Source organism: Lentihominibacter hominis (assembly GCF_014385065.1).
GTDB lineage: Bacteria > Bacillota > Clostridia > Peptostreptococcales > Anaerovoracaceae > Lentihominibacter > Lentihominibacter hominis.
On the sequence record NZ_JACRTA010000003.1, the window covers coordinates 71,894 to 87,014 of the forward strand.

General features: G+C 40.1%; 15 protein-coding genes. All 15 read left to right on the forward strand.

Annotated elements, in window-relative coordinates; all coding sequences use genetic code 11:
* The first annotated feature begins 122 nt into the window (after positions 1-122).
* The 15 genes from H8692_RS08355 (at position 123) to H8692_RS08425 (ending at position 15,114) form a co-directional block, all read left to right on the forward strand.
* Positions 123-1,388 carry an ArsB/NhaD family transporter gene (locus H8692_RS08355; protein ID WP_187525455.1) on the forward strand — a complete coding sequence of 422 codons (1,266 nt, stop codon included), beginning with the start codon at positions 123-125 and terminating at the stop codon, positions 1,386-1,388.
* Between the two features lie 242 nt (positions 1,389-1,630).
* Complete coding sequence (locus H8692_RS08360) at positions 1,631-2,497, forward strand: NAD(P)H-hydrate dehydratase (RefSeq protein ID WP_187525456.1); 867 nt, start codon at positions 1,631-1,633, stop codon at positions 2,495-2,497.
* Between the two features lie 148 nt (positions 2,498-2,645).
* Entirely contained in the window at positions 2,646-3,005 is a 360-nt protein-coding gene (locus tag H8692_RS08365; protein WP_177268482.1) for a type II toxin-antitoxin system PemK/MazF family toxin, read from the forward strand.
* Between the two features lie 57 nt (positions 3,006-3,062).
* Complete coding sequence (locus tag H8692_RS08370) at positions 3,063-3,881, forward strand: transketolase (protein ID WP_187525662.1); 819 nt, start codon at positions 3,063-3,065, stop codon at positions 3,879-3,881.
* A complete protein-coding gene (locus H8692_RS08375; protein ID WP_187525457.1) occupies positions 3,881-4,810 on the forward strand; it encodes a transketolase family protein in 930 nt (309 codons plus the stop codon). The genes H8692_RS08370 and H8692_RS08375 overlap by 1 nt, the downstream gene beginning before the upstream one ends.
* A 92-nt stretch (positions 4,811-4,902) precedes the next feature.
* Positions 4,903-5,379: a protease complex subunit PrcB family protein gene (locus tag H8692_RS08380; RefSeq protein WP_177268476.1), complete on the forward strand. Its 477-nt coding sequence runs from the start codon at positions 4,903-4,905 to the stop codon at positions 5,377-5,379.
* Positions 5,380-5,525: 146 nt separating this feature from the next.
* On the forward strand, positions 5,526-6,296 hold the full coding sequence (ftsE, locus tag H8692_RS08385) for a cell division ATP-binding protein FtsE (RefSeq protein ID WP_177268474.1): 771 nt from the start codon (positions 5,526-5,528) through the stop codon (positions 6,294-6,296).
* The gene (gene ftsX, locus H8692_RS08390) at positions 6,290-7,186 is read left to right on the forward strand and encodes a permease-like cell division protein FtsX (RefSeq protein ID WP_346727778.1); all 897 of its coding nucleotides are present in this window, start codon (positions 6,290-6,292) and stop codon (positions 7,184-7,186) included. The genes ftsE and ftsX overlap by 7 nt, the downstream gene beginning before the upstream one ends.
* A gap of 23 nt (positions 7,187-7,209) precedes the next feature.
* Positions 7,210-8,247, forward strand: a complete 1,038-nt coding sequence (locus tag H8692_RS08395; protein ID WP_177268472.1) for a murein hydrolase activator EnvC family protein — start codon at positions 7,210-7,212, stop codon at positions 8,245-8,247.
* 81 nt (positions 8,248-8,328) lie between these two features.
* Positions 8,329-9,456, forward strand: a complete 1,128-nt coding sequence (locus H8692_RS10940) for a peptidoglycan DD-metalloendopeptidase family protein (RefSeq protein ID WP_177268470.1) — start codon at positions 8,329-8,331, stop codon at positions 9,454-9,456.
* Between the two features lie 23 nt (positions 9,457-9,479).
* The gene (gene recJ / locus H8692_RS08405) at positions 9,480-11,105 is read left to right on the forward strand and encodes a single-stranded-DNA-specific exonuclease RecJ (RefSeq protein ID WP_177268468.1); all 1,626 of its coding nucleotides are present in this window, start codon (positions 9,480-9,482) and stop codon (positions 11,103-11,105) included.
* Positions 11,105-12,271, forward strand: coding sequence for a S41 family peptidase (locus H8692_RS08410; RefSeq protein WP_177268466.1), 1,167 nt, complete (start codon positions 11,105-11,107; stop codon positions 12,269-12,271). The genes recJ and H8692_RS08410 overlap by 1 nt, the downstream gene beginning before the upstream one ends.
* 49 nt (positions 12,272-12,320) lie before the next feature.
* On the forward strand, positions 12,321-14,153 hold the full coding sequence (recQ, locus tag H8692_RS08415; RefSeq protein WP_187525458.1) for a DNA helicase RecQ: 1,833 nt from the start codon (positions 12,321-12,323) through the stop codon (positions 14,151-14,153).
* 80 nt (positions 14,154-14,233) lie between these two features.
* Positions 14,234-14,536 carry a YerC/YecD family TrpR-related protein gene (locus H8692_RS08420; protein WP_177268463.1) on the forward strand — a complete coding sequence of 101 codons (303 nt, stop codon included), beginning with the start codon at positions 14,234-14,236 and terminating at the stop codon, positions 14,534-14,536.
* 71 nt (positions 14,537-14,607) lie between these two features.
* Positions 14,608-15,114, forward strand: coding sequence for a 4'-phosphopantetheinyl transferase family protein (locus H8692_RS08425; protein ID WP_187525459.1), 507 nt, complete (start codon positions 14,608-14,610; stop codon positions 15,112-15,114).
* Positions 15,115-15,121: the final 7 nt, after the last annotated feature.

Below are 15,121 nucleotides of genomic sequence, written 5' to 3' on the forward strand. Positions count from 1 at the left end.
TACAGGTCATTGAAGGTACTTTTTTCACTGACCTGTTTTTATTTTTTCTTTGAGGAATTTTAATGTAATATTTATATATTATTTAATATTGTATTTTATTTCCCGGAGGAGGATATAGATTTATGAGTGATTCTGCTGTAGCGTGCATTATTTTTATTGCGGTTATGATTATTATAATCTCTGAAAGAATACACAGGGCTGTTGTTGCTATTTTCGGTGCTGTACTGCTTCTGGCATTGGGAGTAATGGATGTTGAAGCGGCTGCCGTATATGTAGATTTTAACACCATAGGGGTTTTGGTGGGAATGATGTTGTTCATGGCAATAGTAAAATACTCAGGTCTTTTTGAGTCTCTTGCGGTGATATCGGCTAAGGCTGCAAAGGGAGATCCATGGCGCATTATGATTATATATATGATTATTACGGCTTTGTTGTCATCAGTGATAGATAATGTTACAACAGTTCTTTTGATGGGTCCTGTAACCTTAGCTATAACCAGAGCTTTGAGAGTAAATCCTGTTCCATTTTTGATGACTCAGATAATGGCTTCTAATATAGGCGGTACGGCGACTCTTATAGGTGATCCTCCTAATATAATGATAGGCGGAGCTGCGGGCTTATCTTTTATGGATTTTGTGATATTTAACGGACCTGTTGTTTTGATAGTAATGACAGTGATTATTATTTTTTTCAAGTTTCTTTACAGGTCAGAGATGAAGAACGATAGCTTGGGTACGAAAAAGATCATGAAAATGGATGCAAGCCGTATGGTATCTGATAAAAGTCTTCTTGTGAAAAGTATAATAGTCATGTTGGCTACGGTGACAGGTTTTGTATGCAGCAGTTCGTTTAATATTGAAACGTCTGTAGTGGCTTTGTCTTCTGCAGTGATAATGCTGATAATTGGAAAACAGGATCCGGAAAAAATTCTGGCTGCTGTAGAATGGACCACTATAATATTTTTTATAGGTTTGTTTATAATAGTAGGCGGACTGGTGGAGACCGGAACAGTAGATCGCATTGCATCTGTAATAGTTAATATTACGCAAGGAAATCCTATGACAACGATGCTGATAATATTGTGGGTATCAGCTGTGCTATCATCGACACTTGATAATATTCCGTTTGTAGCGACTATGATTCCCCTTATAGCAGCTATGGGAGAGAGCGGTATGGATATATCTCCTCTCTGGTGGGCGTTGTCATTGGGTGCATGCTTGGGCGGTAATGGTACTATAATAGGCGCGTCAGCTAATGTTGTGGTGACAGGTATGAGTGAAAAAAACGGATATCCTATAACATACATGCAGTATTTTAAGATTGGGTTTCCTGTGATGCTGCTGTCGGTGGCGATATGTACCGTATATATGGTGGTTATGTATAGATAGATTGAACGTAATGATATGAAGTCATTTCTATATATTTTGATGGATTAATAGGATTGAATCGTTCATTTTTTAATTTTAGCATTTGGTTTATACACTTTTCTCAGATGTACTATTTAGATGACAACTTCTTTTGTAAAAGAAAAAACAAATAAAATCGTGTTGAATAGAAAAAGTAAAAATGATAGAATCTTAGTAGTCCTTAAAAATTTGACGGTATAAAAACAGAAGTTGCGGAGAATTTTATGGAAAATACGGGTTTAATTACTTTTGAATATGTAAATACTGTAATTAAGGAAAGACCGAAAGAAATACATAAGGGGCAATGCGGGCGAGTGCTTATTATAGCCGGTTCTGTAGGTATGGCGGGCGCAGCTGTACTTGCGGCCAGGGGAGCTTTAAAGTCCGGTGCCGGACTGGTAAGAATTGCCGCACCGGAAGAATTGTTTGATATTTTGCAGACTGCGGTGCCTCAGGCAACATGTATGAGTATTTCTGAGGTGATTTCTCTACGGTCTGCTGAGATTTATAAAGCGATAGCTATAGGACCGGGAATGGGAGTTGATGAGAAGAATTATTTTCTGATAAAAGAGATACTTAGAGAATATGACGGACCTGTTGTTTTGGATGCTGACGGACTTAACTCTTTGGCCAGGTTCGATGAAAATCTTGAAAATATAAGACAAAGAAAAAGTCCGACTATATTAACGCCTCATCCGGGAGAAGCGGACAGGCTTCTTGCGGCTCTGGGAGAAAACAGTGTCAAGCTTTTAGGGCGCATAAAATCCGCAGAGCTTTTAGCTGAGAAAACCGGAGCGGTAGTATTGCTGAAAGGTGCAGGCACATTGGTTACCTTTAAAGGTAATGGCACATATATTAATACTACAGGTAATCCAGGGATGGCAACCGGAGGAAGCGGAGATGTTCTTACGGGAGTTATAGCAGCGATAGCTGCATCCGGAGTGGAGGCCTTTAGTGCTGTTAAAGCAGGAGCTTTCATACATGGCATGGCAGGCGATATTGCCGAAGAACGCCATGGCCAATGGGGAATGACTTCAGTGGATATAGAGGAAGCGCTGCCCGCAGCATTTAAAAAAATAGTAGGAAAATGATCGCTTCATTGTAGGGCATTATCCCAGAAAACAATGAAGGCAGATCAAAAAATTTAAAAATACCACGTATTTAAAAACTGTGGTTTCTGTATTTGAACCGCATGACGTATCAAGGGTGCGGGCGGTTCATAAAGGGAGTGTGAGGGACTTGAGCATTAAAAAGGGTGACCTTTATTTTGCGGATTTAAGTCCGGTAATGGGCTCCGAACAGGGCGGGGTGAGACCCGTGCTGGTGGTACAAAATGATGTAGGAAATAAATTCAGTCCGACGATAATAGTCGCGGCAATCACTTCAAGGAAAAATAAAGCCGATCTTCCGACACATGTAGCAATAGAGGCTGGCGGAAACGGCTTATCAAAGAATTCAATAGTATTGATGGAACAGTTAAGGACAATCGACAAAAAAAGACTTAAAGAAAGAATCGGAACAATCGACAAAACCCGTTTACCGGAAGTTAATGAAGCGCTCAGCGTGAGTCTGGGCATTGAAAACAATTCATTTTTCTGATGTATGAAAGGGCTGCATTGTCAGCCCTTTATATATAATAAAAATATGGAGGAAGCTATGGATATAAAAGCTCTGGAAAAAAAAGCAGCAGAGGTTAGAATAGGAATAGTCAAGGCTATACATAATGCGGGCTCGGGACATCCCGGCGGTTCGCTTTCGGCGGCGGATATAGTAACCGCTCTTTATTTTGCCGAAATGAATGTGAATGCTGACGAGCCGGAAATGAAAGGAAGGGACAAGTTTATACTTTCAAAGGGACATGCAGGTCCTGCTCAGTACTCGGCATTGGCCTTAAAGGGATATTTCCCTATGGAGGATTTTATGACGCTGAGAAAACTCGGCTCAAAATTCCAAGGGCATCCGGATATGAATAAGGTTCCCGGAATAGAGATGTCTACCGGATCTTTGGGACAGGGCTTTTCTGCGGCAGGCGGCATGGCGATGGCCAATAAACTTGATAATGATCCGGGAAGAATCTATACGCTTCTTGGAGACGGAGAAATACAGGAAGGAATCGTATGGGAAGCAGCGATGTCTGTTGCTCATTATAAGCTTGACAATATGGTGGGGATTCTTGACTATAACGGCCTTCAGATAGATGGAAAAAATGAGGATGTTATTACTGTAGCTCCGGTTGCTGATAAATTCAGAGCCTTTGGCTGGAATGTCATTGAGATAAACGGACATGATTTTGAGCAGATATTGGATGCCTTTGCAAAGGCGAGAGCATGCAAAGGAAAGCCTACTATGATAATTGCTGCAACTGTTAAAGGAAAGGGTGTATCTTTCATGGAAAACAATGCGGGATGGCATGGCAAAGCACCTAATGATGATGAGACGAAACAGGCAATAGCGGAATTGGGAGGTACGATCTAATGGCAGATAAAATGGCAACAAGACAGGCTTACGGCAAAGCACTGATAAAGCTGGGCGAAAAATATCCGGATTTAGTGGTGATGGATGCAGATCTTTCTAAATCTACTCAGACAGCAGAATTCGGAAAGAGATATCCTGAAAGATTTTTTAATATGGGTATAGCAGAGCAGAATTTATATGCATCAGCAGCTGGTATCGCTCTTTCGGGGAAAATAGTATGCGCCAGTACTTTTGCGATGTTTGCGGCAGGGAGAGCTTTTGAGATAATAAGGAATTCCATAGGATATACCAAGGCGAATGTTAAAATCTGTGCTACTCATGCAGGGATAACGGTAGGTGAGGACGGAGCAAGTCATCAGACTTTTGAAGATATAGCGCTCATGCGAACGATTCCCGGTATGACGGTAATAAATCCTTCGGATGCAGTCTCGACAGAAAAACTGCTGCAGCAGGCCATAGACATGACAGGTCCTTGTTATGTAAGACTGGGACGTGCAGCTGTACCTGTATTTTATGATGAAAATGATGACATAACTTTAGGAAAGGGAAATGTTGTTAAAGACGGAAAAGACGTGGCAGTGATAGCCACAGGGATAATGGTCAATGAGGCTGTTGAAGCGGCTAAGGTATTGGAGAAGGAAGGTATAAACGTCAGAGTTATAGATCTTCATACTATAAAGCCTCTTGATGAAGAGATAATAATTAAAGCTGCGGAAGAGACCAAAGCTATAGTTACAGCTGAAGAACATTCCGTAATAGGCGGTCTTGGCAGTGCTGTGGCTGAAACCATAGTAAAAAAACGGCCTGTCAAGATGGAAATGGTGGGTCAGCATGATACTTACGGAGAATCGGGAAAACCTGAAGAATTGAAGAAAAAGTACGGGATGACCAGTGATGATATAGTAACTGCTGTAAAAAACGTGCTCTAATATTTTCTTTAAAATAAACATGAAGTCATAAACTCTTCTTTTCGTAATAAATTCTATTATATGAGAATTTTACGCAGAGAGGAGTTTTTATTTTGAGAAAGTTCAATAAAGAAAACAGCAGGAAGCTGTTCAGCGGAAAGAAAAAAATTATAGTAGCTTGTTTATTCCTTGTGACAGCAGCAGGAGTGATTATCGGGGGAATGGGATTGTTTGGAGGAGATACACCTGTAGATTTTCAGGAAGTGAAAGAAAGTAAAATGCCAAGCGATATAACTTCCGATATAATCCCTGAGTATAAAACTCTTGAAAGAGCGTTAGCCTGCGCTGTAGATGATGATATATATGTGATAGTTACAAGGGGCGAGAAGCCTACTTCCGGATTTAATGTGTCTATAGATAAGATAAAACTGGAAGAAAAAAATGGTAAAGACAATTTGATAGTATATGCTCTTTTTGAAGATCCTCAGAAGCAGACAGCAATATCGCAGATAATAACATATCCAATACAGGTAGTGAAAACAGATCTTAAGGCTTTGCCCGACACTATAGAATTGAGAATACAGTATTAAAAATTCTTTTCACATAACCTTCACTAAAATACGACAGGGCCGAATAATATAAAGCATATTTCACCATAAAATATTGAAAAACAATGTTGAATATAGTACAATCAAAATGTATGTTTTGCGATACAGAAAGGGGCAAAAAACAACAGATGATTGTATTCAACAATGTTACTAAATATTATAAATCAAATGTGGGAATTGAAAAGGTTTCCGTGAGGATAAACAAAGGCGATTTTGTGTTTTTGGTAGGCCCCAGCGGAGCAGGAAAGTCCACTTTCATAAAACTTATTCTGAAGGAGATAGATGCAGATTCGGGAAGTATCAAGGTGAGAGGAAACGAAGTCACGACCCTTTCCAACAGACAGGTTCCGAAGCTGAGAAGAAATATAGGTATAGTTTTTCAGGATTTCAGATTGCTTCCCAAAAAGACTGTATATGAAAATGTGGCTTTTGCCATGGAAATAATACATCAGCCGAAGAAGCTTATTAAGAAATATGTTCCTCAGGTTCTCAGTATGGTGGGCATAGCTTCAAAAGCTGATAAATATCCGGACGAGCTTTCGGCAGGAGAGCAGCAGAGAGTAGCTATAGCAAGAGCTATAGTCAATAAACCGAGGATACTTATAGCTGATGAGCCGACAGGTAACCTTGATCCGGATACAGCATGGGAGATAATGCAGCTTCTCGATCAGATAAATATGAGAGGCACGACAATTCTGATGGTTACTCATGCAAAAGATATTGTAGATAAGATGGGAAAACGTGTAATAGCTATAGAAAAAGGCCGTATAGTAAGAGATGAATTCGGCGCTTACGGTTATGAGGAAGCGCTGGCGGAAATGGAAATGACAGAAGACACTATTCAGAGCAAACGTACCTTCCGATCCAGATTTAAGAGAGGAGGGAACGACAAGTGGTGATTAAAAGATTTTTTTATACTTTAAAACAGGCATTTGTACAGGTTTTGAGAAACAGGGCGATGTCCATTGCTTCTATATTCGCCATAACAGCTATGCTGCTGATACTGAGTCTGTTCTTTATACTGGTGATAAACGTTAATACGGCAGCAGAGACTATACAGCAGGATTATGATTCAATAGAGATATTCCTTGCCGATGATACCACAGAGGAACAGGCTGATGTGATAATAGATGATATAAAGGGAGAGAAAGGTGTCGAAGATGCCTTTTATAAAAGTAAAGAAGAAGCGATGTCCGAGTTTAAGACGAGATGGGGAGAGAATGGGTATCTGCTCAACAGCCTTCAGGAAAATCCCCTGCCTAATTCGGTAGTTATTATGATAAATGATCTTGAACAGGCTGATTCTTTGGCAGAGAAAGCTGCTACGTATGATGGAATAGAGGATGTAAAATTCTATAAGGATACTGTGGACAAGCTCCTTGATGCTACAAAGTTTATTCAGATAGCTGCAGTAATAGTGATGGTGTTCCTTATTATAGTATCCATAGTAGTAGTGTCAAATACCATAAAGCTGACTGTCTTCAATAGAGCTAATGAAATCAATATCATGAAATATGTGGGGGCGACAAACTGGTTCATACGTGGACCGTTTTTGGCAGAGGGAATAATCATAGGTATTATTTCTGCAGGGATTTCTGTAGGTCTTTCAGCTCTCATTTATGATAAGATCATAGATGCTATAGGAGGGCAGCTGTTTTCAGTACTGTCGATGCCTATGGTTCCTGTGGGATTTCTCGTTTATAATTTTGCATGGATATTCCTTGCATTGGGAATAAGCATAGGAGCATGCGGAAGTATCATATCAATGAGAAAATTTCTGGATGCATAAATCTGAGTCGGAGGTAGTTTGTTTTGAAAAGCAGAAAAATAATTGCTGCAGTATTGCTGGCGGTCATATTGGTGTTGGTCGTAGGAACTACAACGGCGAGTGCCGCATCGCTGAGTGAGCTGAGAAAACAGATAAGTGAAAAGCAGAGTGAACTGGATGAGGGAAAGAAACAGGAAGAAAGTCTGAGCCAGAAGCTGAATGAACTTGAAGAAGCAATTGCGCAAAACGAGGATAAGTTGATTGTCCTTGAGGAAGACCTAAGAGCGGCAGAAGAGAAAGTAGAAACCCAGACCACTAATCTTAACAGCCGTCTGAGGAATATGTATAAGAATGGATCTGTGGGATTTCTCGATGTACTTTTAAATTCCGGAAGTTTTTCAGAATTTCTCACTAATCTGGATATGGTGGAGCTGATTTATTCAAGCGATAAAGATGTGCTGGATGATCTTCAGGCTGCTTATGACGAAGTGGAAGAAAAGAAAACAGAAGTAGAGACTCTTCAGGCAGAACTTAACGAATCAAAAGAGGTTGTAGAAGCGGAAAAAGCGGAGATAGCTGCTTCCAATGAAGAGACCGAGAAAATGCTGGACGAGCTTCAGGCTGATGCCGACAGAATGACTCAGACTATCATAAATAACGGAAGCTCAAGCAGTAATTCATCGTATCTGGGAGGTCAAATGGCTTGGCCGGTACCTTCGTCAAGCTATATATCCTCACCTTTCGGATACAGAATACATCCTATATACGGATACAGCAAACTTCATACAGGTATGGATATAGGCGCATCGTCAGGGAGTGCCATAGTAGCTGCAAATGCAGGAACGGTTATTTCGTCGGGATGGAACGGAGGATATGGTAAGTGCATCGTTGTAGATCACGGGGGAGGAGTGACTACTTTGTACGCTCATTGTTCAGCGCTTTATGTAAGCGTAGGACAGTCAGTAACGAGAGGTCAGCAGATCGCGGCAGTAGGCAGTACAGGTAATTCTACGGGACCTCACTGTCATTTCGAGGTAAGGATTAACGGTTCTTATGTGAACCCATATCCGTACGTTACATAAATAAAAGACAGACACCGAATTATGAAGAAATGTTCATCGAAAATTATATAGAAAAGCAGACATGTATTTGGAGGAAAAACAGTGAAAAACAGACGTACTATTATACTGACAACAGTTCTTACAGCATTACTCATATGTATGAATACATCTTTTGTCAGCGCAGCTTCATTGAGTGAAATAAGGGAACAGATAAAAGATAAAGAGGCTGAGTTAAAAGAAGGACAGTCAAAGGAAAGCAGTTTGTCTACGCAGATGCTTGAGCTTGAAGAAAAGATTCAGACTATGCAGGGGAGTATAGATCAGCTTGATTCGGCTATTGCAGAGGGAGAGGATCAACTGAAAACTTTGGAAGCAGAACTGAAAAAGGCTGAAGAAAAAGTTGAGGTTCAGAATGATAATTTGGGCAGCAGACTCAGAAATATGTATAAGAACGGATCTGTGGGATTTCTCGATGTATTGTTGGATTCCAGCAGCTTTTCGGAATTCCTGACAAATTTAGACATGGTAGAGAGGGTATATTCCAGCGATAAGGATGTCCTCAGTGAACTTGAAGCTGCTTATGATGAAATAGATACGAAGAAAAAAGAAGTGGAAACACTTCAAGCAGAGCTTAGTGAATCTAAGTCTGTTGCTGAGGAGAGCAAGAGCGAACTTGAGTCCAGCAAAGCCACAGTAGAAAAGCAGAAGGCGGAGATATCAGCATCTAATAGTGAAACTCAGGAAATGCTTGACAGCCTTAAGGCTGATGCAGCTGCGATGTCTCAGAATGCAGTGGAGAAAGGAAGCTCCAGCAGCACTTCTTCATATACAGGAGGTGCGATGGCATGGCCTGTTCCAAGTGTGGGAACCAGTAATATTACTTCAATATTTGGCTGGAGAACTCATCCTATTTTCGGTGTAGGTAGAGGGCATACCGGTGTTGATATCGGAGCCTCATACGGATCAAGTGTAGTGGCGGCTAATCCGGGAAAGGTCATATATGCAGGTTGGTACGGAGGCTATGGAAATTGTGTGCAGATCGATCATGGCGGTGGAGTTGTTACACTCTACGGACATAATTCCAGCCTCAATGTACGAGTAGGCCAGCAGGTATCAAGAGGGCAGACTATAGCATTTATAGGATCGACAGGTTATTCTACAGGTCCTCATTGTCACTTTGAGGTAATACTTAATGGTACTCAGGTAGATCCGCTTGATTATATTCTTTAGAAAGACAGAACAGGGACGTCAATATGAAAAAATCGGGAGAAATTTTAGAAGGGATCCTGCGAAAGAGAGGAATCTCATCTGAAGAAGATATCTCAGAATTTTTATCCGACAGACCACAGAAAACATATGATCCATTCCTGCTTTTAAATATGGAGGCGGGAGTGGATTTATTGTTATCGGAAATAAATTCAGGACATAGGATATGTATATATGGAGATTACGATGCTGACGGAGTCACCTCAATATGCATATTATCACATGTTATAAGCATGATTACGGACAACTTTACATATTATATTCCATCGAGGTTTGATGAAGGTTACGGTCTTAACAAAGAAGCCATATCAAAGATAAAGGCGGATGGAACAGAACTCATCATAACAGTAGATTGTGGAAGTGTATCATATGAGGAAGTCGAATATGCCAAAGAGCTTGGACTTAAAGTTATAGTGACGGATCATCACAGTATAGATGATGTCAGGGCAGACTGTTTGCTGATAAATCCAAAACAGCCTGAGTGCAGGTATCCTTTTAAGGAACTGGCCGGTTGTGGAGTAGCCTTTAAGATGGTGCAGGCGATATGTCGCCGCAAGGGACTGCCTAAAAGTGTAATAACTGATGTATTGGATCTGGCTGCTGTGGGAACGGTGGGGGATATAGTATCTCTTACTGATGAGAATAGAACCATAGTAAAGTATGGTCTTAATAAAATAAATACCGGAAATCGCCGTGCTCTTAAACGGCTGGCAGAGGCTATTTCACTGTCAGTGGTAACATCGGAAGCTATAGCTTTCGGTATAGCGCCTCATATAAATGCTGCCGGCAGGATGTCTACTGCTCACGAAGCTGCAGAGCTGTTTCTTACATCTGACAGTAATGTCATAGAAGATAAAGTTAGAAAATTGGTGAATTTTAACAAAGAACGTAAGAAAAAGCAGGAAGAAGCGTATAATCGATGTATGGACATGATATCAGGAAACGAGGATTTTATTGTTCTTTATATGCCTGATATACATGAAGGTATTGCCGGAATAGTTGCAGGAAAAATAAAGGAATACGCAAACAGACCGACTGTTATTGTAACACCTTCAGGAGACGGGTTTCTTAAAGGAACAGGAAGAAGCATAGATAAGATAGATATATTTTCATTGCTGAAGAAACATGGAGATCTTTTTTGCAGATTTGGCGGTCACAGGAGTGCGTGTGGCTTTCTGATGGCCGAAGAGAATCTGGGAAAGCTTAAGAGGAGTTTGAATGATGAAATAAGATATCTTAAAAGAAACGATTCCAGGTTACTTGATAAAACGATATCGTGGGAAATGACGATTTCACCGGAGGATGTAACACTTCAGCTGTCAAAAATGCTCGATAAAATGCAGCCTTTCGGCCAGAACAATCCCAAGCCTGTATTCAGAATCTGCGGGGTGATTCCTTCGCAGGTAAGATTTATGGGTGACAATAAAATTCATGCGGGATTTACGGCGGTATCTGAGAATGGAAAGCGAGTTGACTGTATAATTTTTCAGAAAGCTCAGGAAAAGAAAAAACTGCTTACTGATAATGTACCGGTAGACATAATAGGTACTATAAGCGAAAAGACGTGGATGGGAAATACGAGAGTACAGTTTGTTGTCGAGGAGATAATGTGATGGAGATGAAAAAGAAAAAATTTGTGGTATGTATCGTTGCTGCTTTTCTTGCGGGAGCAGCTGTTACAGGGGGTAGCTGCGCAGTAGCTTTTAACGGAGTTTTTGGATATGTTAAAGTATCAAAGGATGATTATGAAAAAATGTCGCAGACATATCAGAGGTATGGAAAGCTGAACCAGCTGTACAATACTGTGAATACTACTTTTTATGATGATGTGAACGAGGAGTCTTTAATGGAGGGCGCATATAAAGGCCTTGTATCGGGACTTGGCGATCCATATTCATCTTATATGACAGCTGATGAGTATAAGACTTGGAAGGCAACTGCTACAGGAGAATATTCTGGCATAGGAGTGACATTTACAAAAGATGAAAATGGCAATTTTGCAGTTATTTCAGTGGAAAAAGGGTCTCCGGCGGAAGAAGCAGGACTAAAAGCAGGGGATTTTATTACAGCGGTAGATGATAAGGAATATGATGATCTGGATGTTATAGGGAATGCTATAAGAGGGGATGAGGGAAGCAAGGTAAAGCTCACATATGTAAGGGATGGAAAAGAAAAAAGTGTGACGCTTATCAGACAAACCATAGTACAGCACAGCGTTGAGCACAAGATGATGGATGGTAATATAGGATACATCCGTATAAGTTCTTTTATAGAAACTACAGGAGACGATTTTAAGGAAGCGCTCAAGGACATCGAGGGGAAAAGTGCAAAAGGTTTAATTCTTGATCTCAGAGATAACGGAGGGGGTCTTGTCAACTCGTGTGTAGAAGTAGCGGATGAGTTTCTTGATGAAGGTGTAGTCGCATATGTAGAAGATAGAAACAAGAACAGAACTGATTATGAAGCTAAAGACGGGAAAACTGATCTGAAAACAGTAGTACTGGTTAATGAAAACAGCGCCAGTGCTTCGGAAATACTGGCGGCGGCTCTCAAAGACAATGGCTTTGATTTAGTAGGGCAGACTACTTACGGCAAAGGCGTTATACAGTCTACAGCAGAACTTGAAGATGGTTCTGCTCTTAAGTTGACTATTATGCAGTATTTTTCACCTGATGGTAACGCTATAAACAAAAAAGGCGTAGAGCCTGATTATAAAGTTAAAAATGAGGAAAATTCCGGTTCCGATACACAGATGAAGAAAGCTGTCAGCCTCTTTTAAGAAGCAGGAAGATTATTTAGAGAAAGTTATATGAGAATGATTTTATATTATGGATAAAAAGAGATATTTACAGAAATATTTTGGGTATGATTCGTTCCGCAATGGCCAGCAGCAGCTTATAGACAGCATTCTGTCAGGTGGTGATACCTTTGGAATTATGCCTACAGGAGCAGGTAAATCTATATGTTATCAACTTCCGGCGATAATGATGGATGGGATAACAATTGTTGTGACTCCGCTTATTTCTCTTATGAAAGATCAGGTATATTCTTTGAAGCAGGCTGGTATAAGAGGAGCTTATTTTAATAGTTCTCTTACATATAATCAGTATTTGAAGGCTCTGGAATATGCTAAAAAGGGAACATATAAGATAATATATGTAGCTCCCGAGAGGCTGACAAACAAAGAATTTTTGGATTTTGCAGATAAAGTTACAATAAGTATGGTTGCCGTTGATGAAGCTCATTGTGTATCACAGTGGGGACAGGATTTCAGACCAAGTTATCTGAAGATACTGGATTTCATAGACGGCCTTGAAAAACGTCCTATAGTAAGTGCTTTTACAGCGACTGCCACATCCCAGGTAAGAGATGATATCGTAAAGATATTGAATCTGCACGATCCTACGGTTGTGACTACAGGTTTTGACAGGCAAAATCTGTTTTTTGCTGTTGAAAAACCAAAAGACAAATACAGCGCTGTCAGAAAATATATAAGAGAACATCCTTCAAGCAGTGGGATAGTCTATTGTTTGACAAGAAAGACAGTAGAAGAAGTTTGTGACAGACTGAATGAAGATGGAATAATTGCTACGCGTTATCATGCAGGACTTTCTGATGAAGAGAGGAAACTTAATCAAGAGGACTTCATATTTGATGTAAAAAAAATCATGGTGGCTACAAATGCTTTCGGAATGGGTATAGATAAATCCAATGTGAATTTTGTTATTCATTATAATATGCCTAAAAATATGGAGAGTTATTATCAGGAGGCGGGACGTGCCGGTCGTGACGGAGAAAAAGCTGACTGCATTCTTCTGTACAACGGAAAAGATGTTGTCACTAATCAGTTTTTTATAGAGAAAGATAGTGAAAATGATGAACTGAGCATGGAAGAACGGGAGAGAGTCAGAGAAAGAGACAGGCACAGACTTAAAAAGATGACTTTTTATTGTCATACAAGTGATTGCCTGAGGAATTATATGCTTAGGTATTTCGGAGAACATGCTCCGGAATATTGTGGCAAATGCAGTAATTGCCTTACTTCTTTTGAAGAAGTGGACATAACAGAAACAGTCAGAGATATCATAGGATGTATTAATGATTGTTATAGAGGATACGGAACGGGGACTATATTGGAGACTTTAAGAGGAAACAATACAGAAAGAGTTGAGAGATACAGGCTTTACGAAAATTCTTATTATGGGTCAGAATCGGATAAATCCTCAGTATTTTTGAAAAAAGTGATGAATCATATGGAAGCTGAAGGATATATTATAAAAAGTAATGACCGGTATGGTCTGCTTGAAACTACAGAAAAGGCAGGAGCTTTTTTACTGAAGTCAGAGACTCTTAAGCTTAAGATTGCAAAGGAGAAAGAAAAGGAGATAATTGCAGAAAAGAGAAAAATAAAGCATAAATCAGAATCGTATACTGAAAATCCGCAGCTTTTTGAAGAACTTAGGGCATTGCGTATGAAGATCGCCAAAACTCAGAGCGTGCCTCCTTATGTTATTTTCACAGATAAGACTCTCAATGAGCTTTGCAGTGTCATGCCTGCAAGTGAAGCGGAAATGCTCAAGGTTTCAGGTGTAGGCGAGGCTAAACTGCGGAAATATGGAAAGGATTTTCTAAAGGTTATAAAAATGTATCACACGCTTTAAAGCTTTAAAGTATTTGTTGACTGTAATATCTGTAAGTGATATAATTCAGCTATGGTTATGTGTGGCGAAAGGAGTATGATATGGCATACGATTCCAAATTTAAAAGAGAAGACATAGATGAACTTTTTAAGGCGATATTGCTGCTGGAGAATGAAGAAGACTGCTATAGATTCTTTGAGGATATATGCACTATCAATGAGATACACTCTATTGCGCAGAGACTGCAGGTGGCAAGACTGCTTTCGGAAAACAAAACCTACAGTGAGATCGAAGGTATTACTAAAGCGTCTACAGCTACTATCAGCAGGATAAACAAATGTCTTGTATATGGCTCTGATGGGTACAGACGTATCATAGAGAAACTGGATAAAACTGAAAAGTAAAGCAAGAACAGATAAAAGAGAATAAGAGAAGAGGTTTGGCGGACACATTGTGTTCCGCCTTTTTAAACATTATGGAGTTATATATATATGAAGATTACAGAGTGATGTTTCCGGAAAGCAGCGGCAGGCATCTGACGGATATACTGATAAAAGATGCACTCCGAGCTTATGGGATAAAAGACTGTAAAATTATGCGTACCGATAAAGGCAAACCGTATGTTGAAAAATCTGAAAGCAGTTTCCAAACACATATTTCCGTAAGTCACAGCGGACCATATTTCGTATGTCTTATTTCCTCTGATCCTGTCGGTGTAGATGTTCAGGAAGAGAGACATGTAAATGCGCGAAAGATAGGCTGTCGTTATTTTACATGCCGTGAGCGTGAGATCATAGACCGGAGAGGAAATGATGGTTTTTTTTTCATATGGGCAAGAAAAGAGGCTTATTCTAAATATACGGGGCTTGGAATGGAAGAAATATTCAAGGGAACGCCGGTTATTGACAGAGAGGATGTAGAGTTTGTGGACTTTCAGCTTGAAAAAGGCGTGTACTGTTCATGCTGCCGGCGGAAACGGTAAAAGAAAG

Excerpts from the sequence above, each read along its gene's own strand:
- H8692_RS08355 (WP_187525455.1), top strand. The coding sequence starts at position 123 with ATGAGTGATTCTGCTGTAGCGTGCATTATTTTTATTGCGGTTATGATT.
- recJ (WP_177268468.1), top strand. The coding sequence starts at position 9,480 with ATGAAAAAATCGGGAGAAATTTTAGAAGGGATCCTGCGAAAGAGAGGA.
- H8692_RS08375 (WP_187525457.1), top strand. The coding sequence starts at position 3,881 with ATGGCAGATAAAATGGCAACAAGACAGGCTTACGGCAAAGCACTGATA.
- recQ (WP_187525458.1), top strand. The coding sequence starts at position 12,321 with ATGGATAAAAAGAGATATTTACAGAAATATTTTGGGTATGATTCGTTC.
- H8692_RS08420 (WP_177268463.1), top strand. The coding sequence starts at position 14,234 with ATGGCATACGATTCCAAATTTAAAAGAGAAGACATAGATGAACTTTTT.
- H8692_RS08370 (WP_187525662.1), top strand. The coding sequence starts at position 3,063 with ATGGATATAAAAGCTCTGGAAAAAAAAGCAGCAGAGGTTAGAATAGGA.
- H8692_RS08410 (WP_177268466.1), top strand. The coding sequence starts at position 11,105 with ATGGAGATGAAAAAGAAAAAATTTGTGGTATGTATCGTTGCTGCTTTT.
- H8692_RS08425 (WP_187525459.1), top strand. The coding sequence starts at position 14,608 with ATGGAGTTATATATATATGAAGATTACAGAGTGATGTTTCCGGAAAGC.
- ftsE (WP_177268474.1), top strand. The coding sequence starts at position 5,526 with ATGATTGTATTCAACAATGTTACTAAATATTATAAATCAAATGTGGGA.
- H8692_RS08360 (WP_187525456.1), top strand. The coding sequence starts at position 1,631 with ATGGAAAATACGGGTTTAATTACTTTTGAATATGTAAATACTGTAATT.